This is a genomic window from [Flexibacter] sp. ATCC 35208, from assembly GCF_001975825.1.
GTDB lineage: Bacteria > Bacteroidota > Bacteroidia > Chitinophagales > Chitinophagaceae > Chitinophaga.
In genome coordinates, this window is record NZ_MTKN01000028.1 from 41,473 (window position 1) to 58,839 (window position 17,367).

Annotated in this window: 18 protein-coding genes; 10 read left to right on the forward strand and 8 right to left on the reverse strand. The window is 44.7% G+C overall.

Annotated features, from left to right (window positions below; genetic code table 11):
• Positions 1 to 167: 167 nt before the first annotated feature.
• Positions 168 to 1,925 carry an ABC transporter ATP-binding protein gene (locus BW716_RS18300; RefSeq protein WP_083724602.1) on the forward strand — a complete coding sequence of 586 codons (1,758 nt, stop codon included), beginning with the start codon at positions 168 to 170 and terminating at the stop codon, positions 1,923 to 1,925.
• Positions 1,867 to 3,663, forward strand: coding sequence for an ABC transporter ATP-binding protein (locus BW716_RS18305; RefSeq protein WP_235643834.1), 1,797 nt, complete (start codon positions 1,867 to 1,869; stop codon positions 3,661 to 3,663). The genes BW716_RS18300 and BW716_RS18305 overlap by 59 nt, the downstream gene beginning before the upstream one ends.
• Before the next feature lie 21 nt (positions 3,664 to 3,684).
• Here the strand turns inward: BW716_RS18305 and BW716_RS18310 are convergent, their stop codons facing one another.
• The 5 genes from BW716_RS18310 to BW716_RS18330 form a co-directional block, all read right to left on the reverse strand.
• The gene (locus BW716_RS18310; RefSeq protein WP_235643836.1) at positions 3,685 to 4,086 is read right to left on the reverse strand and encodes a DUF1634 domain-containing protein; all 402 of its coding nucleotides are present in this window, start codon (positions 4,084 to 4,086) and stop codon (positions 3,685 to 3,687) included.
• Between the two features lies 1 nt (position 4,087).
• Positions 4,088 to 4,924 carry a sulfite exporter TauE/SafE family protein gene (locus tag BW716_RS18315; protein WP_083724606.1) on the reverse strand — a complete coding sequence of 279 codons (837 nt, stop codon included), beginning with the start codon at positions 4,922 to 4,924 and terminating at the stop codon, positions 4,088 to 4,090.
• A gap of 10 nt (positions 4,925 to 4,934) precedes the next feature.
• Positions 4,935 to 5,588, reverse strand: coding sequence for a FadR/GntR family transcriptional regulator (locus BW716_RS18320; RefSeq protein ID WP_083724608.1), 654 nt, complete (start codon positions 5,586 to 5,588; stop codon positions 4,935 to 4,937).
• Positions 5,589 to 5,717: 129 nt separating this feature from the next.
• The gene (locus BW716_RS18325) at positions 5,718 to 6,584 is read right to left on the reverse strand and encodes an acyl-CoA desaturase (RefSeq protein ID WP_235643838.1); all 867 of its coding nucleotides are present in this window, start codon (positions 6,582 to 6,584) and stop codon (positions 5,718 to 5,720) included.
• A 126-nt stretch (positions 6,585 to 6,710) separates the two neighbouring features.
• Entirely contained in the window at positions 6,711 to 8,354 is a 1,644-nt protein-coding gene (locus BW716_RS18330) for a YgcG family protein (RefSeq protein WP_083724612.1), read from the reverse strand.
• 138 nt (positions 8,355 to 8,492) lie between these two features.
• Here BW716_RS18330 and BW716_RS18335 point away from each other — a divergent pair, with 138 nt between their 5' ends.
• The 6 genes from BW716_RS18335 (at position 8,493) to BW716_RS18360 (ending at position 12,981) form a co-directional block, all read left to right on the forward strand.
• On the forward strand, positions 8,493 to 9,320 hold the full coding sequence (locus tag BW716_RS18335; RefSeq protein ID WP_235643840.1) for an ABC transporter permease: 828 nt from the start codon (positions 8,493 to 8,495) through the stop codon (positions 9,318 to 9,320).
• Between the two features lie 2 nt (positions 9,321 to 9,322).
• Positions 9,323 to 10,054, forward strand: a complete 732-nt coding sequence (locus BW716_RS18340) for an ABC transporter ATP-binding protein (RefSeq protein ID WP_083724616.1) — start codon at positions 9,323 to 9,325, stop codon at positions 10,052 to 10,054.
• A 6-nt stretch (positions 10,055 to 10,060) separates the two neighbouring features.
• On the forward strand, positions 10,061 to 10,873 hold the full coding sequence (locus BW716_RS18345) for an MlaD family protein (protein WP_083724618.1): 813 nt from the start codon (positions 10,061 to 10,063) through the stop codon (positions 10,871 to 10,873).
• Positions 10,874 to 10,970: 97 nt separating this feature from the next.
• Positions 10,971 to 11,990, forward strand: coding sequence for a zinc-binding alcohol dehydrogenase family protein (locus tag BW716_RS18350; protein ID WP_235643842.1), 1,020 nt, complete (start codon positions 10,971 to 10,973; stop codon positions 11,988 to 11,990).
• Positions 11,991 to 12,029: 39 nt separating this feature from the next.
• The gene (locus BW716_RS18355) at positions 12,030 to 12,575 is read left to right on the forward strand and encodes a hypothetical protein (RefSeq protein ID WP_083724619.1); all 546 of its coding nucleotides are present in this window, start codon (positions 12,030 to 12,032) and stop codon (positions 12,573 to 12,575) included.
• A gap of 142 nt (positions 12,576 to 12,717) precedes the next feature.
• Entirely contained in the window at positions 12,718 to 12,981 is a 264-nt protein-coding gene (locus BW716_RS18360) for a hypothetical protein (RefSeq protein WP_083724621.1), read from the forward strand.
• A gap of 76 nt (positions 12,982 to 13,057) precedes the next feature.
• Here BW716_RS18360 and BW716_RS18365 read toward each other — a convergent pair whose 3' ends face one another.
• Positions 13,058 to 14,392 carry a sensor histidine kinase KdpD gene (locus tag BW716_RS18365; protein WP_083724623.1) on the reverse strand — a complete coding sequence of 445 codons (1,335 nt, stop codon included), beginning with the start codon at positions 14,390 to 14,392 and terminating at the stop codon, positions 13,058 to 13,060.
• Between the two features lie 220 nt (positions 14,393 to 14,612).
• On the opposite strand from BW716_RS18365, the gene BW716_RS18370 reads away from it, so the two are divergent.
• Both BW716_RS18370 and BW716_RS18375 read left to right on the forward strand, forming a co-directional pair.
• Complete coding sequence (locus BW716_RS18370) at positions 14,613 to 14,873, forward strand: hypothetical protein (protein ID WP_083724625.1); 261 nt, start codon at positions 14,613 to 14,615, stop codon at positions 14,871 to 14,873.
• 162 nt (positions 14,874 to 15,035) lie between these two features.
• Positions 15,036 to 16,385: an acyl-CoA dehydrogenase family protein gene (locus tag BW716_RS18375; RefSeq protein WP_083724627.1), complete on the forward strand. Its 1,350-nt coding sequence runs from the start codon at positions 15,036 to 15,038 to the stop codon at positions 16,383 to 16,385.
• Positions 16,386 to 16,424: 39 nt separating this feature from the next.
• On the opposite strand, the gene BW716_RS18380 is transcribed toward BW716_RS18375, so the two are convergent.
• Positions 16,425 to 16,817 (reverse strand): hypothetical protein, encoded by a 393-nt coding sequence (locus BW716_RS18380; RefSeq protein WP_083724629.1) that lies wholly within the window; start codon positions 16,815 to 16,817, stop codon positions 16,425 to 16,427.
• A gap of 16 nt (positions 16,818 to 16,833) precedes the next feature.
• A complete protein-coding gene (locus BW716_RS18385; protein ID WP_083724713.1) occupies positions 16,834 to 17,367 on the reverse strand; it encodes a YceI family protein in 534 nt (177 codons plus the stop codon).

Below are 17,367 nucleotides of genomic sequence, written 5' to 3' on the forward strand. Positions count from 1 at the left end.
CTCAAACCACTCCCCAAAACCATCCCCACACCCCCTCCCAAAAAATCCCCAAATATTTATCAAGTATTATAAAATATCTCAACCCCTCCTTCGTCTATCAATTTGGTGTAATTTAGCCGCTGCCACTGGCGCACCGTTATGGCAACTTATTACTATTACAATCACTTATGAGGAAAAAAACAAGCCCACCTGCTTCCAAAGCACCGGCCCTTCCTGGTATCACCTCCATCCTGACGCCCTATAAAGGTATGGTCACCCTCCTGATCTTACTTGCCCTGCTCAGCAATGGCCTGAACCTGGTCCTGCCATGGCTCATCTCCAGAGGTATCGACGCCTACACAAACGGCCACCTGGACATGTCCGGACTGGTCACCGAATTTGTGCTCGCTGCCGCCTTCATTTTTATTTTCACCTACCTCCAGAGCATTATCCAAACCTACACCTCTGAGAAAGTAGCCAGCGAACAGCGCACCAAACTGGCCGATAAAATATCCCGCCAGCAGTACGCCGCCATCCAGGCCGCCAACCCCTCCAAGCTATTGACCAACCTCACCTCCGATATTGACACAGTAAAACTGTTCGTGTCGCAAGGAATTGTGTCCGTATCTTCTTCCCTTTTTATCATCATCGGCGCCAGCACCCTGCTACTCGTCATGAACTGGAAACTGGGCCTCTGCGTCATCACCATCATCCCTGTCATCGGCCTCGCCTTTTACATGGTATTAAACAAGGTGCGCGCTATCTTCAAAAAAAGCAGGGAAGTCATCGACCGCCTCAATAAAATTATCAACGAAAGCGTGATGGGCGCTGCCCTCATCCGCGTTCTCAATGCTCAGCAACAGGAATACGACCGCTTTATTTCTCCAAACGGCGAATCCAAAACGCTCGGCATGTCCGTAGTCCGCCTCTTCGCCGGTCTGGTACCTGTCATCTCCTTTATGGCAAATATGTCCCTGCTGGCGATCCTCTTGCTGGGTGGCCACTATGTGATCAATAATACCATGTCACTGGGTGAATTAGCGGCGTATAACAGCTATGTGTCCATCCTCATCTTCCCAATTGTAGTGATCGGCTTTATGAGTGGCCTGATCGCCCAATCAGCCACATCCTATGCCCGTATTGCCGAAGTGCTCTACGCTCCGGATACTGTCGATACCGGCACTATACAGCGTACCATTGATGGCGATATCGCGATGGAAAATGTAAACCTCACACTGGCAGGCAAACCCGTTTTAAAAGATATCTCTTTCAATGTGAAAGCAGGTACGCGCACCGCCATCATTGGCCCGACTGCCGCCGGAAAAACACAACTGCTCAATGTACTCGTAGGCCTGCTGAACCCCGATGGCGGAAAGGTGACCTACGATGGCACTGACCTGAAAGATTACGATAAAGAACGACTATTACAACAAATAGGTCTCGTATTCCAGGATAGTATCCTGTTCAATATGAGTTTAAAAGAAAACATCGCTTTCAATGAAACTGTCAGCGATGCCCTGATGGAAAAAGCCATTTCCACCGCTGAACTCAAAGACTTTATAACTACCCTCCCCGAAGGCATGGAAACCATCGTTTCTGAACGCGGTACCAGCCTTTCCGGTGGCCAGAAACAACGACTGATGCTGGCAAGAGCCCTCGCCATCAATCCTACGATCTTGTTGCTGGACGATTTCACCGCCAGGGTAGACCCAAATACGGAACAGCGCATTCTGCAAAATGTGCAACAAAATTATCCTGACCTGACCCTGATCTCCGTGACACAAAAGATCGCCTCCGCTGTGCACTTTGATCAGATCATCCTGCTGATGGAAGGAGAGGTCATTGCAATCGGTACTCACAATGAACTGATGCAATCCTGTCCTGAATATGTGCAGATCTATAACTCTCAACGCAGCACCAGCAACTATGAGCTACAACCTGAATAAACTGGCTGCCGGTCAGGAAACGAAGACCGGTAAAGCGCTCAAGAACTTCTTACCTTATCTGCGGCCAGACCGGAATACACTGTTCGGGGCACTCGTTGCCATCCTGATCAGTACTTCCATGAACCTATCCATCCCTATCCTGATAGGGCATACGATCGATGTTTATGTCACACATAAAGAATTCAACGGAGTACTGTTATTTTCCGGGATCCTCTTCGGTATATTCCTCATTTCCCTCACTGCCAGCTACTTTCAGACGAGCCTGATGGGAAAAGTAGGTCAGAATATCCTGTACCGTCTACGTAATGATGTGTTCAGCCGCCTGCAGGCATTGCCGATTGCATTTTTCAATCAGAACAAAGCCGGCGATCTCATCTCCCGTATCAATAATGATACTGACAAACTGAACCAGTTCTTTGCACAATCCCTGGTACAATTTGTCAGTGGTTTAGCTTCTATGATCGGGGCCTCTATCTTCCTGCTCAGTATCCATTTTACCCTGGGTATCGCTGCCATTGCACCTGCTATTTTATTGCTGATCATAACAAAGATCACTGGCCCAATCGTTAAAAAGAAGAACGCGGAAAACATGAAGAGCACCGGTGGCATGAGCGCTGAAATCCAGGAAAGCCTGAACAATTTCAAAGTGATCATCGCCTTTAATCGCAGGGATTATTTCCGCAAACGTTTTGATATTGCGAACAAAGAACAATACAAAACCGCGGTGACAGCAGGTCTGGTCAATAACTTCTTCATGCCTTTATTCAGCCTTTGCGCCAACCTCGCCCAACTGGCCGTATTGGCATATGGTATTTACCTGATCGCTCATCATGAGTTTACTATTGGTTTGCTCATCAGTTACCTGTCCTACTGTACTTACTTCTACAACCCCATGCGCCAGTTCGCCATTCTGTATACAAACTTCCAGGTGGCAATGGCAGGCTGGGACAGGATTTCACACATCCTGAACATGGAGTCTGATCTGCATGTTATTCCAGCTGCAAATACGGATGGCAACGCCCCCTTGCTCGCATTCAAAGATGTGAACTTTCATTATCCTGATGGTAAAGACATTCTCCATCATATCAGTTTCGAAATGGAACGCGGCAAAACATATGCTTTGGTAGGCCCTACTGGTGGTGGTAAAACGACCACCGCATCTTTGATTGCAAGGTTGTTTGATCCCACAGGAGGAGAGGTGCTACTGGATGGCAAAGATATCCGCAGCTTTACGGATGAAGAACGTACGCAGAAGATTGGCTTTATCCTGCAGGAACCGTTTTTATTCACCGGCAATATTTATGAGAATATCATTTATGGTAATAAAAAGTACGGGAATTATAGCCTTGACCAGTTGCAGGAAGTGATCCGTACTACGGGTTTAGATACCTTACTCACACGCTTTGATGGCGGATTAGAAACGCCTGTGCTGAGTAGTGGTGATAGTCTGAGCCTGGGGCAGAAACAGCTGATCGCCTTTATGCGTGCGGTACTCAGAGAACCTGAATTATTAGTATTGGACGAAGCAACTGCCAATATCGATACAGTCACTGAACAATTGCTGGAAGAGATCTTACAGAAATTACCTTCACATACTACGCGTGTGATCATCGCGCATAGATTGAATACGATTGAAAATGCAGACGAGATCTTCTTTATCAACGCAGGAGAGATCGTGAGAGCGGGGTCATTCAGTGATGCTATGAACATGCTGCTACATTATGAAAGAAAGAGCTAAAAGCCAGCAGGGCTGGGAGGATCAGCCTCCCAGTCCGCTGAATATACTGAATATAATAATGCTCAGAACCAACAAGGTGATCATCACATAAAGTTTATCTTTTTCCATCGCAAATGCGATGACAGAAAATGCAATACGGGTGATCGGTGTCGCTAACAATACCACAACGCCCAACTGTATAATCGCCATTCCATCGCCGCGTGCTACCCCATGAAAAATACCCGGTAAATGTCTTACATACTCAGGCGCCCCTTTGAATACATGATACTCCGGCATACCGCCACCATGGCTGGATAAATAGATAATACCACCAATGAATGCAATAATGCTGGATGTGATCACTCCCCAACGTAATTGTTTTCCGATAAACATCTCAACATCTCTTTCCTGCCAGAATTCTTTTGAAAATAACTGTTTCATCATCTTACAATTTACCTGTTAAACCATTATAGATCATCTGTATGGCGAGTGCGCTGATCACTATGCTAAAGAGCAATCTCAGTTTCTTTACGTCCATTTTCATCAGCAATTTAGAGCCACCAAATGCACCTGCCAATACCCCCAATACAACCGGCATGGCAATTCCCGGATCGATATACCCTCTTTGCAAATACACCACGGCACTCGCTGCAGCAGTGACCCCGATCATGAAGTTGCTGGTAGTGGTAGATACTTTAAACGGAATACGCATCACATTGTCCATCGCTAATACTTTCAAAGCACCGGAACCGATACCCAACAGCCCTGATACAATACCTGCAAGGGTCATGAGCGCATAACCTCCTCCTACACCACGTACCTTGTAAGGCACCATTTCACCATTCACAGGGTAGGAGTTGTTTAGTTTGAGAATGCGTGCCAGTTTACTATTGCTGGTATTATCACCCTGTTCATTCTTTTTACGGATGGTCATCGCTGCACTGAAAAGCAGTACTACACCAAAGAGGATCGCTACCAAGGAAGTCGGTGTGTAGATGGCTAATAACGCCCCGATTATAGCACCGGTTGTCGTGGCAATTTCGAGGAACATACCGATGCGTACGTTCGTGATACCTTCCTTGATATAAGCCGCCGCCGCACCCGATGAGTTAGCGATAGAGGCTACAAGTGATGCACCGATTGCATAGCGGATGTCTACATGAAATACAATCGTTAGTAATGGAATGAGGACAACACCTCCTCCAAGGCCGGTAAGAGAACCTAGCATGCCAGCCATAAATGCGCCGACCAGCAGAATAAGTGAAAATAATAGTATTGACATGACAATAAGTTTAGAAGTTCGTTTCCAGGATTTGGGTCACAACCCTTGTCGCGGCAGCGGTATCCTGATTTTTGATAGCATTCAGCAGGTCTGCATGTAGCTGGTGCGTCTGTTGGAACTGTTGCACATGCGGTTTCTCCCGCTGTGAAAACGATTCCCGGATTACCCCTGTAAATGTCTGGTATAGGTCAGCAAGCACACTGTTGTGAGAGGCATGGGCGATCGATTTATGAAATCGGATATCGGCGTCAGCAGCGGCTTCGTAATTTTCTGATTGAATGGCCTGCCACCTGTCGTCCAGGGCGGCAGTAATATAGCTGATGTCCTGATCATCCCTGAATTGGGTAGCCAGTCTTGCAATCTCTATTTCCAGTAGCGACCTCACCTGGGTTACTTCCATCCTGGCAGCGCGCCGAAGACGCTTATCCAGGGGTTCATTATTCTCCGTACTGCATACAAAGGTGCCAGCCCCTTGTTGTACCCTTAAGATCCCCGCGTTGGAAAGTGTTTTGATCGCTTCCCTGATGGTGGACCTGCCTACGTTGAATAGCTCCATGAGTACGGGCTCCGGGGGAATTAACTCACCGGGTTTATATTTCCCCAGCGAGATGTCCTGTTGCAATTGGTAGATAACCTTATCTGCCAGTTTGATTGTATTTGCCATCTTTCTTAAACATCTGATGTTTAACAAAGGTAGGATGTTCTATTGAAACATCAGATGTTTAATCCCAAAAGTCATAAAAAAAACTCCCGCCTGGCCAGACGAGAGTTCTTTTTATATTATTTTAATCTCTTATTTATTGACTTCTACTGAATCATTTGCTGGAAAACTAGGCTCTAATTGCCTGCCTTTTTCCTTTAAAAAATTAGAATTTTTCACTTTCTCAGGCACCCCTCTGATATCCCAAACAATACCAAACACACCTAAAGTCCTGATGATGTAATAAGTAATATCAATTTCCCACCAATAGAAACCTTGTTTGGTAGCACTCTGGTAATAGTGGTGGTTGTTATGCCAGCCTTCACCCAGGGTCAACAGTGCCAGGATTACGCTATTCTTTGAGTAATCACCGGTCTCATATCTTGGCTTACCAACTTTATGCATCAGGGAGTTGATGGTAAATGTAGCGTGGTATACGAGGATTGTACTCAGGAAGAAACCAATCCATAAGGTAGACAGACCTGCATGCCAGTCGAACCAACCAGTACCATTTATTTTATTACCCAGGAAGTAACTAACCGTCATCAATACCAGACCTGGTACCCAGTGGTATTTATTCAGCCAGAAAAGTTCAGGTTGTTTGAAATCTTTGATCAGGTCAAAACGGGTTGGTTTGTACTCAGGCCCCATAATCCAGCCCATGTGTGCATACCAGAAACCATAAATATTTGCTGAATGCGGATCTTCTGGCGTATCACTGTGTTTGTGGTGAATTCTGTGATTTGCACCCCACCATAACACGCCTTTCTGAAAAGTACTCTGTGCACCACCCGCAAGTACAAACTGAAACCAACGGGAAGTTTTAAATGTACGATGTGAAAAATAACGATGGTAACCACCGGTTACAAAGAACATCCTGGTTACATAAAGAAATGCACATAAAATCCAATCGAATGCAGTTACATGCGTGAAAAATGCCAGAAGAGGCAATAAATGCATGCCTAAAAAGTCAATTTGATGCCACCAGGTTGGGCCCTTCCTCAGTTGTTTTTCAGAATTCATAGTACAAAAGTATTTATTTATCCTGATATATATCAATGACCAAAATCAGTTATCGGTCAAATTTTACCAACTGCTGCTGGACCCGCCGCCGCCAGATGAGCCACCACCCCAGCTTCCGCTGGATGAAGAGGAAGATGACCCGGAGGAGGAAGAGGAGGTGCTGGAAGACGATTTTCGTGGTATTACAAACGTCTTTTTTTCAACATAATTACAGTACCTGCATTCAGAAAATTGTATCCCTTCTCCAGTTGAATATTCGGTTGCTCTTTTGACGGTTTGCGTACGCGTCTCTTCAAAGGTTTTATTATTACATTTAGGGCAGGTTTTTACCTTGCTGTAAATACTGTCGTACCCGATAGTTTTGTGAGTATCACAGTGCCTACAATACCATACATCATAAATCACCGATCCAACTTTCTCTTCTGCGGCCTGGATCTGATTCAGGAATGCTTTTTTCTTATTTCTGTTCAGCAGCGTCATTGGTTGTGTGCAGGCATCGCAGTCATACGGCTCGTAACGCAGTTTTTTCATGCGCTGGTAATGCCAGCGATAATAGGCGAGAAAAGGGATCGGGAATACGAAAGCAGTGAATAACAAGTTCTTATGTGCTATATTCAGTGCTTCATAACGGGCATGCCTGTCAGCAAATTCCAGTTTCTTTTCCCGGGCATTCGTCAGGGTATACCTGTAGGAAAGATAGATAGTCCAGGTCAGATAGCAGAGACCTAAGGTGATCCAGAAACTATAAGGTATATTCACCGCATAAGAGAGTATCAGTATGACGATACCGGGTACCAACAGTACAAAGCTTGTGGCCAGCCAGGTGGTTCTGTAAAGGTCATTTTTGTGTTTTTCTCCTTTGAGTATACCAAATATGATCAAACTGAAAACCAGGTAAAAGAAATAAAAGAAGATAGTGCCTACACCAGGACGGGAAATACCATTGTCCGGCAGTAAATAATTCGGGTCTTGCTGCGATTCATCCGCTGCACTGTTTGTGGCAACATTGGCGTCAGTTGCATCAGTTGTCAGAGAAGGTTCGTTTGCTGTAGCACTAACCGTATCAGCAACAGCGGCATTCACACCTCTATCTTCAGCTACAACATTTACACCCCCATGTGCAACTACGGCATTCGCATCAGCGGCTTCAATCGCTGTATCGGCCAGACCATCGCCATTATCCGCTACATTCACCGCGCCCTCCGGATTTGTCAATATCTCCGCTACTGCCTGCAAACCTTTCTCCATCCCCTCATCATAATTATCCGTCTTAAAATAAGGAAGCATCACGGACTGTTGTATCCGGAAACAGATCACATCCGGCAGATCGCCTTCCAGTCCATACCCGGTTTCAAAGCGGATCTTATGCTGGTCTTTTACCAGCAGTACCACCAGTCCATTATTCGTTTCCTTATTTCCGGGTTTCCAGGTAGTAAAGAGAAGATGTGATACGTCTTCCACCGCCTGATTGCCAATACTTTCCAGCAACACCACCGCCACCTGTGCCTTGCCTGCCTGATCCAGTTTGCCAAGCAGGTCGTTCAGCGCCGCTGTGGTATTGTCTGAAATGATGTGATCCGGATTGCTCACATACCCTCCCTTCTTCATAGGATCAGGGATCTCCTCCGCATAATTGTGCTTCTTAGAAGTACACTGCACCAGTAACAGGAGCATTAAAATAAAAAGCTGACATTTTCTATTTCTCATGATAGTCCCAAAAATATTAAAAAAATGAAGTGATCACCCTGCTCTGCGGCGGTCATCCCACTCGTCCCCCTACAATTGTGTAAAATAATACCCATTTACCAGCCTTTTTATCACTAAAAACCGGTAAAAAAGGGTGGCATGAAATTACATCTTATTATAGTAGCAGCATCATCAGAACTAATGCGAACGATTATGGCAAGTGCAATTACTTCATCCTTAAATAGATACATGGCCGCGGTGGGAGAGCAGGTCGCTTTTGCCACCCAGTTTGGCCGGAATATTTTTCGGAATGGCTTCGAATGGAATGAATTTCTCCATCAATGTTATATAGTAGGCGTTAAATCTATTTCCCTGGTGGCGGTATCAGGTTTTATTATCGGATTTGTGTTGACCCTGCAAACCCAGCCTACCATGAAACAATTTGGTGCAGAGAGCTTTGTACCGGGTATGGTCGCCATCTCCATTGTACGCGAAATAGGACCTATGATCATAGCCCTGATCTGTACAGGCAAGATCGCTTCCAGTATAGGAGCAGAGCTGGGGAGTATGAAAGTGACGGAGCAGATCGATGCCATGGAAGTATCCAGTGCGAACCCCATTCAATACCTGGTAGTAACCCGTATTCTGGCATGTACGCTCATGGTACCTTTACTCACTGTCATGGCCGATGCACTGGCGTTTGTAGGCGGGTGGCTGGGCGTCAATACCCAGGGACATGTAAGCGGTACGCTCTTCTTTCGCAAAGCCTTTGCCGCACTGGAATTCAGTGATGTGATACCGGCTGTGGTGAAGACATTCTTTTTCGGATTTGCCATTGGATTTGTAGGCTGTTACAAAGGATATCACGCCAGCAGAGGTACTGAAAGCGTAGGTCTGGCCGCCAATTCAGCGGTGGTAACTGCTTCTCTCTGGATTATTTTATTAGATGCGATTGCAGTACAGATCACTAACCTGTTATATTATTAATTATGGATGAAGTTGTGATTCGCATAGAGCACCTGAAGAAATCATTTGGAGAAAATGAGGTGCTGAAAGACATTAACCTCGAACTACACAAAGGCGAGAATATAGTAGTACTGGGCCGTTCTGGCCAAGGTAAGTCTGTGACCATTCAATGTATTGCAGGGTTGCTGGAACCTGATGAAGGCAAACTGGAAGTGTTGGGAAAAGAGATCCCGACCTTAAATGAAGATGAACTAAAAGAAATCAGAACAAAGATTGGGTTCCTTTTCCAGAGTGGTGCTTTGTATGATTCTATGACGGTAAGAGAAAACCTGGAATTTCCACTCACCCATGTTTTGCAAATAAAAGATAAGGCAGAACTGACGAAAAGGGTAGAAGAAGCATTGGACAGTGTAGGATTAACAGAGTCCATTGATAAATATCCATCTGACCTGTCAGGAGGTATGCGGAAAAGAGTAGGACTAGCCAGAACATTGATTCTGCGGCCCCAAATTATGCTGTATGACGAACCTACTACCGGACTGGATCCTATTACTGCAAGGGAGATCAGTGAACTGATCGTGACCCTGCAGGAAAAATACGATACTTCGTCCATTATTATCACCCACGATATGCCTTGTGCAAGAATTACAGCAGATAGGATCGTGGTAATGAATGATGGAGAATATATAGCCACAGGCACGTACGACGAGCTGGCGAAATCAGAGGATGATCTCATTAATAACTTTTTCAAATAATACTGTATGCGCGACAAGACATCTCAGAAAGTGAAGGTTGGTATATTTACATCGGTCACCATCCTGTTGTTGCTGGTAGGTATTTTCCTTATTGGCAGAAATAAAAATATGTTCAGGAGTACGATCACCTTATATGGTACGTTCAAAAACGTAGGTGGGTTACAGGTGGGGAATAATATCCGGTTTGTAGGTATCGATGTGGGTACTGTAGACAATATCGATATTTTGTCCGACTCTACTGCCCGGGTAACTTTGATCGTGCAGAAAAAAGTACAGCCTTTTATTAAAAAAGGTGCGGTGGCGAGTATCAGTTCTGATGGATTGATGGGAGATAAGCTGGTGGCAATTAGTTCCGGCACAGCATCTAATGTACCTGTAAATGATGGGGAGACCATCAATGCAGTGGATCCGATGCAGTTTGATAAGGTACTGGACAGGCTTTCCGGCGTAGCTTACAATGCAGAAGTAATAACCGGGCAGTTGGCAGGAATTGCTACACAGGTGAATCAGGGAAAGGGAAGTATAGGCAGATTGTTGTATAGTGATAGTATGGCAAATGACCTGGAAGGTACTGTGAATGAGGCGAAGAAAACAATGAGAGCGGTGCATAAAGGATCAGAAGGATTTAGTCAGAACATGGAGGCATTGAAACATAATTTCTTATTGAGAGGGTATTTCAGGAAGAAGGAAAAAGCGGCGAAAGAGGCGAACCAAAAACAACAAAAAGAAGATAATAAGAAGAATCAGAAAGATGATAAAAAGAAATCAAAGAAAAAAGATACAGATAGCGCTACTGTAAATATTCCTAAAGAAGGATAACCCTTTTCACCGGGCAGTCAGCAGGCCAGGGGCCCCCTGCAAAAAATGTTGGTTTTACCGAACGTAAAACCAACATTTTTTGTTTTATTTTACAACCATGATAAAAATACTTACATGTACCACGCCAGGTCAATTTGATTATGGTCAAAAAGAAATGCCCGCATTAACGGCCAACCATTCGATTATAAAAATCAAACGTATCGGCATTTGTGGCACAGACCTCCACGCTTTTGAAGGAACTCAACCTTACTTTGTATACCCACGTATACTCGGTCATGAACTTGCCGGCGAACTGGTAGCTGCTGACAACGCCCCTGGTTTTACCATTGGCGAAGCCGTTACTTTTATCCCTTATTTTAATTGCGGTACCTGCATCGCCTGCCGTAGCGGCAAGCCAAACTGCTGTACCCGTATCCAGGTTTGTGGTGTACACATCGATGGTGGTATGGCAGAATACCTTTCCGTTCCCTCTTCTTCATTAATACATGGCGAAGGCCTCAGCATGGAAGCGCTTGCACTCGTGGAACCCCTCGCCATTGGTGCTCATGGCGTACGCCGTGCCGGTGTTACACCCGGTGAATTTGTCCTGGTGATCGGGGCAGGTCCTATTGGCCTTGGTATCATGGAATTTGCCCGCATTGCCGGTGGCCATGTCATTGCGATGGATATCAATGAAGGTCGCCTGCAATTCTGCAAAGACAAATTAAAGGTCGCTCATACAATTAATCCAACTACCGAAGATGTAATGACCGTATTGCAGGAAATTACCAACGGCGATATGCCTACAGTTGTAATTGATGCTACCGGTAGCCAGAAAGCGATCAATAATGGTTTTCAATATATGGCGCATGGCGCCCGTTATGTACTGGTGGGTTTACAAAAAGGAGAGATCTGCGTGAGCCATCCGGAATTTCATAAAAGAGAAGCGACATTGATGAGTAGCCGGAATGCTACAAGAGAAGATTTTGTGCATGTGGTGAAGAATATGAAAAGTGGGGAAGTGGATCCGGTAACCTATATCACACACAGGGTAAAGTTCGAAGCCGTAAAAGATGAGTTTAATAGCTGGTTAGATCCAAAGACGGGAGTGATAAAGGCGATGGTCGAATTGGGATAACTTACGCTTTTTCAATACCTTGTAAAAAACCAACACAGCATGGAAGAATTAATCGCCGGCAAAGGTTCGAGAGTACAACACGCTAAACACGGTCCGGGTGTCATTATCGGGGTCAAATACGCACAATACGTAGTTACCTTTATGGACCAGGGTGTCATCGAAGTAGATAAAACTGATCCGCTTTTCGAAATCCTCCACATAGAAAACCAATCTATCGAAGTGGAAACTACCTCCGCCGTCGAAACTTCTTTATTAAAGATCCTCCGTCTCTGGGGCGAACCTAACGAGATCATCCCGCTTGGCGACAGGTGGGAAGGTGGCAATCTCCTTCTTCAACCAAAGGATGCTTCGTTGAAACCAAAAGAAATACCCATAGAAGTATTTTTTCATAAAATCGTGATGGTAAGAGATCGTCTCCGTGTACTCGAGCAACAAATAAATAGCCACAAACTGCTCTCCGACGAAGACAAAGTTAATATGCAACAATACATTACCCGCATATACGGCTCACTGACCACCTTTAATGTGCTCTTTAAACAAAAAGAACATTGGTTCACAGGAGAAAAAGGAGGGAAAGAAGACTAATCACTTATAGATTTTCTGCAACTCCGTGGCCTTAATTTTGTTATATTTAGGTTACGCAAAAAAAAACAGCAGACAATCTACAACTATCACCTATTACGCTGTATGGACAATTTTGCGTATTGCATTTTAAAAGTGATGCCATATGAAAGATTTTACCTTAGACTTTGACCTGAAAGGTAGCAACTACATTGTAGTGGTTATGCCTCATGAATCAAGAGGAATCGAGCACTACAAAGCAGTGCTGGATGACGAACATTCCATCGATTATTTACTGCAGGTAAACGGAGATTTACAGCCAAATCCAGATTATGCAGCAGATCCGCAACTGGTTAATGCAATTGCAACGCGCATTTTGGAGGTGGTACATGTGGAAGACCGTGGAAATGGCGCCACATCTTATCCATGAGCTTACAGCATTGTGTAGTGTTTAAAGGCGGAACCTTATCCAGGGGGTAACTAAGGTCTATGTTAACAACAACACTTTACAACACTGTAAAAGGCAGGTCGATATTAAAGATAGTACCTTTATTCTCTTGTGATGAAACGTAGATATTACCACCGTGTTGCTGCACCAGCTGCTTGCAGATATGCAACCCCAGCCCGGTGGAAGGTTCATGATGAAGGCCCTTACGCCTGGCTGAAGTAAACCGGTCGAAGATATTAGGTAGCATCTCCTCCGGGATACCTATACCAGTATCTGCCACAGAGATCCGCACGCCTCCACGATGCGGCCGCATGCCAAGGGTTATATCCCCTCCATCAGGTGTAAACTTCATTGCATTGTGTAGCAGGTTATCTACCACCCGCTGTAGTTTGCCGGTATGAATATGTGCTTTTATCTCTCCCTGAGGCAACTCCAGCAATACCCGCTGTTGGTGCCTGACTTGTTGTTGCCAGTTGTCACGCACATTCACCAGCCAGTCATTCAGGGAAATATAATTAGTTTGTAGTTTGTTTTCATCTGATTGTCTTGCCGCTGAGAGCAGTTCCTCAATAATCTGGTCCGCAGTAGTGCAGGCCTCGCTGATCCAGGCCAGGTATTTATTCTCCTGCTCAGGGGTAAAAGGGTACTCCTGCATCAGGTGCAGTACAGAACGAATGCCCGAAATAGGACTACGCAGGTCATGCGCTACAATCCCCAGAATTTCTGTCTTCAGTTTATTAGCGGCTGCAATCTCCTCGTTTTTCTGTTCAATAGTTTTTATCTTTATAAAATAATTGGCGTGATAAGAATATAACAGTCTGGAAACTACAAGAAATGCACACATCATGAGCCAGAATATAACCATGTTCCCCACCAGCGCCACCTTGTTCACCTGGAAGAGGTGGAAAAAGATGGAAAAGGTTGCCCCCGTAACCAGGCAAATGGTGATGAGTTGTCTGAATGAAAATACCTGTACCATGGCTATGACCAGGAAACCTATCAGCATCATGGTCATTGTGTTCTTAGGATTGTGTTGCGATACGAAAGTCAGTCCCATACAACTCCCAATAAAACACAAGGCAAAGAGAATGACCAGGAAATGGTATCGGTTTTGCTCTAATGAAGACAGTTTAGTACGGATCAGGTAGATAGCCAAAGCAATCACCGCTGAACTTATAAGCAGGAATCGCTGTATAATAATCAGTTGAACCTGTTGTCCCGCAGGCAGGGAACTACTCGCCGGCAACGTCAGCGTAAGAATGTGGGTAACAAGCGTGGTAAACAATACAATCTTGGCTGTAATGCCTGTCACCCGAATATTCTGAGACCGGATCTGCTGATAAAATTCTTTTTTAAATGCCTGTTCGATCGCGGTGAATAAATATATTTTCATCTAAAATTGACGAGGTAAATTCCTGATAAGGTTATTATACAACTTTCAATTGCGTTCATTATATTTTGTAGGTGTTGTGCATCGCCCCACAAATGTACCGGTTTTGTGATTAAATTGACACATGTTTCCGTTAGACCCAGTCCTAATTCCCACCCTTTGAAATGTAGACGTCGTATTTATTGAAAAAAACAGGCGTGGTTACGCCCCAATTTAGCCAGACATGCAACAACACACAACTTTAAAGCATCCATCTGAGATTGCTCAGCTTCTTTCCAATTTGATAGGGAAGGAAAAGATTAAAGACATCCGTTTTGGTTACAGGTTGCAGGACGATGAACCTGCAATTAAATTCAAGATCACGTTACGATTTCCTTACAGTATGTTTGGAAAAAAGAAAATTGAAAAATTGATAGAAGAACAGATTAAGGGCATACAACTGGCGGCGGACGTGCCAGCGAGGGTGTTGTTTTCAATTGTTTAATGTGTCAGCTTGCCCGGTTAGGGGTTCAAACTGGTTGTCGAAATTTCACTCAGATTCTTATTTTCAATTGTTTAGGCTATCCGTTTTTTAGATAGCCCCATCCTCAGCCGGCTTTTAAAAGCTAGCTGAGGATTTTCTTATATTTATAAAAAACCTCCCCATATGGCAGTGAAATTTTCTACCATCAGACAGGCATTCCACTTACTCAAAAACATTGATTTCCAACAGCTCGGCCACATCGCCGAAAAAGTGGACCTGCCAAAAGTAATGGCCGCAGTAGGCAAAATGAATGACCAGCAGCTAGCTGGATTAATGAAAATGCTCACCAGCGGTAGCGGCCATAAGAAAGAGCTTCCTCCCGTAAACGGTGACTTTTACGACCTTGCCGGTATGCTCACAGAAGAAGAACGTGCCCTACAACTGAAAGTCCGCCATTTTATGGAAACGGAAATTCAGCCTATCGTAAACGAATACTGGTTCAAAGCTGAATTCCCCTTTGAAATTATACCCAAACTCGCAGCATTAAATATTTGCGGTGGCACCTTCAGGGGCGAATACTCCTTCGTAATGGAAGGAATCATCGCGATGGAGATGGCACGGGTAGATTGCTCCATTGCCACCTTCTTTGGTGTACAGAACGGTTTGGCCATGGGATCCATTCATGCCCTCGGCTCCGAAGCACAAAAGAAAGAATGGCTGCCCGGTATGGAGCAATTAAAGATCATCGGCGCCTTTGGCCTCACAGAACCCGAAGTCGGTTCCGGTGCCGCCGGTGGCCTGACCACCACGGCAAAAAGGGTAGGAGACAAGTGGGTCTTAAATGGTCAGAAGAAATGGATTGGCAATGCCACCTTTGCCGATGTATTGGTCATATGGGCAAGAGATGTGGATGATAACCAGGTAAAAGGATTCCTCTTACGTAAAGGTACACCCGGTTTCAGTGTAGAGAAGATGCATGATAAAATGGCCCTCCGCATTGTACAAAATGGTATCATCACCTTACAGGACTGCGAAGTTGCCGAAAGCGATCGCCTCGCTCATGCAAACTCCTTTAAAGATACTGCCAGGGTACTGCAAATGACAAGAGCAGGCGTAGCCTGGTTAGCCGTAGGCTGTGCCAGAGGAGCCTATGAAAATGCCCTGACCTATACCCGTCAGCGTAAACAATTCGGCAAACCAATCGCCAGTTTCCAGTTAATACAAAATCATCTCGTAGAAATGCTCTCGAACCTCACGGCCATGCAGACCATGACATTCAGATTATCTCAGTTACAGGATCAGGGATTACTGGATGATGAACATGCTTCTATCGCAAAGGTATTCTGTTCGCTTCGTACCAGAGATATTGTGAGCAGGGCAAGAGAAGTAATGGGAGGGAACGGTATACTGTTGGAATATAATGTAGCCCGCTTTGTAGCAGATGCGGAGGCTATCTATTCTTATGAAGGAACAAAAGAAATCAACTCATTAATAGTAGGCAGAGCCATAACCGGCTTCAGCGCCTTTGTATAAATTAAATCCGCCCCTCCAATTCCGGGGGGCGGATTTAATCTAAATATTCTTAGCAAATAATGGCTTCAACGTCATCCATCCCAACACAGGGAAAAAGTGCATTGGAATCGCCAATCCCGGAAACAATTCCGGCATCTCAACATCCAAAGGTAGTTTATACCCGATCGGATACACAATGGTTGCAATTGTTATCACTGCAAATAAAATATTAAACACCGCTTCTGTATGACCTTTCAGCACCTTGCTCAGTAAAAAATACCCAATTGCTGCCACAATATTCGCACCTATACAGGCAGCAAATATCTTTTGCAGGGAAACGATATTCTTAAACCCGTCACCCAGTGACTCTGTATACACCTTTTGATACACCAAACACGCCACTGCTGCCAGTATACCTGAAACTACCGCTAATATTAATAATTTCTTCAGCATAAATTCAATTTAAAAATTACTTCGTAACAGGCACTGCCAGCTCTACTTTAATGACGTCAGCAACATCTCCACCTGGTTTACCAATATGGAAATCATTTCTGTTTACATTAAAGGTACCATTGAAGGTAGCTGCGTTTCCTTTTCTCACGAAATTGAAAGGAATGGTAAATTCCTTTTTCACACCATGGATCTCCAGATCGCCGGTTACCTGGTAACCGGCACCCGCTTTCACGATTTTCTTTGATACATAGTGGATCACAGGGAACTTCGCTGCATCAAACCACTCATCGCTCTTTGCATGCTTGTTCTGCAATGCATTACCAGTCTGGATAGAAGCCACATCTACAGTTACATCAAAGTTAGAAACTGCCAGATTCGCCTCGTCAAAATTGATAGTGCCTTTAAAGCTTTTGAAAATACCACCTACTTCATTGCTGCTAAAAGCAACATTGTACTTTTCAGTGATTTTCCACAGGGGAGATACGATATTAAAGGCAAACACTGCTGCCGCCAGCAGCAGTGTTCCTGAAAATATGATTAATCTTTTCAT

What these genes read in the sequence shown, in the direction of transcription:
- BW716_RS18300 (WP_083724602.1), top strand. Translation starts at nt 168, where the DNA reads ATGAGGAAAAAAACAAGCCCACCTGCTTCCAAAGCACCGGCCCTTCCT.
- BW716_RS18305 (WP_235643834.1), top strand. Translation starts at nt 1,867, where the DNA reads ATGTGCAGATCTATAACTCTCAACGCAGCACCAGCAACTATGAGCTAC.
- BW716_RS18310 (WP_235643836.1), bottom strand. Translation starts at nt 4,086, where the DNA reads ATGATGAAACAGTTATTTTCAAAAGAATTCTGGCAGGAAAGAGATGTT.
- BW716_RS18315 (WP_083724606.1), bottom strand. Translation starts at nt 4,924, where the DNA reads ATGTCAATACTATTATTTTCACTTATTCTGCTGGTCGGCGCATTTATG.
- BW716_RS18320 (WP_083724608.1), bottom strand. Translation starts at nt 5,588, where the DNA reads ATGGCAAATACAATCAAACTGGCAGATAAGGTTATCTACCAATTGCAA.
- BW716_RS18325 (WP_235643838.1), bottom strand. Translation starts at nt 6,584, where the DNA reads ATGCATTTATTGCCTCTTCTGGCATTTTTCACGCATGTAACTGCATTC.
- BW716_RS18330 (WP_083724612.1), bottom strand. Translation starts at nt 8,354, where the DNA reads ATGAGAAATAGAAAATGTCAGCTTTTTATTTTAATGCTCCTGTTACTG.
- BW716_RS18335 (WP_235643840.1), top strand. Translation starts at nt 8,493, where the DNA reads ATGAAATTACATCTTATTATAGTAGCAGCATCATCAGAACTAATGCGA.
- BW716_RS18340 (WP_083724616.1), top strand. Translation starts at nt 9,323, where the DNA reads ATGGATGAAGTTGTGATTCGCATAGAGCACCTGAAGAAATCATTTGGA.
- BW716_RS18345 (WP_083724618.1), top strand. Translation starts at nt 10,061, where the DNA reads ATGCGCGACAAGACATCTCAGAAAGTGAAGGTTGGTATATTTACATCG.
- BW716_RS18350 (WP_235643842.1), top strand. Translation starts at nt 10,971, where the DNA reads ATGATAAAAATACTTACATGTACCACGCCAGGTCAATTTGATTATGGT.
- BW716_RS18355 (WP_083724619.1), top strand. Translation starts at nt 12,030, where the DNA reads ATGGAAGAATTAATCGCCGGCAAAGGTTCGAGAGTACAACACGCTAAA.
- BW716_RS18360 (WP_083724621.1), top strand. Translation starts at nt 12,718, where the DNA reads ATGAAAGATTTTACCTTAGACTTTGACCTGAAAGGTAGCAACTACATT.
- BW716_RS18365 (WP_083724623.1), bottom strand. Translation starts at nt 14,392, where the DNA reads ATGAAAATATATTTATTCACCGCGATCGAACAGGCATTTAAAAAAGAA.
- BW716_RS18370 (WP_083724625.1), top strand. Translation starts at nt 14,613, where the DNA reads ATGCAACAACACACAACTTTAAAGCATCCATCTGAGATTGCTCAGCTT.
- BW716_RS18375 (WP_083724627.1), top strand. Translation starts at nt 15,036, where the DNA reads ATGGCAGTGAAATTTTCTACCATCAGACAGGCATTCCACTTACTCAAA.
- BW716_RS18380 (WP_083724629.1), bottom strand. Translation starts at nt 16,817, where the DNA reads ATGCTGAAGAAATTATTAATATTAGCGGTAGTTTCAGGTATACTGGCA.
- BW716_RS18385 (WP_083724713.1), bottom strand. Translation starts at nt 17,367, where the DNA reads ATGAAAAGATTAATCATATTTTCAGGAACACTGCTGCTGGCGGCAGCA.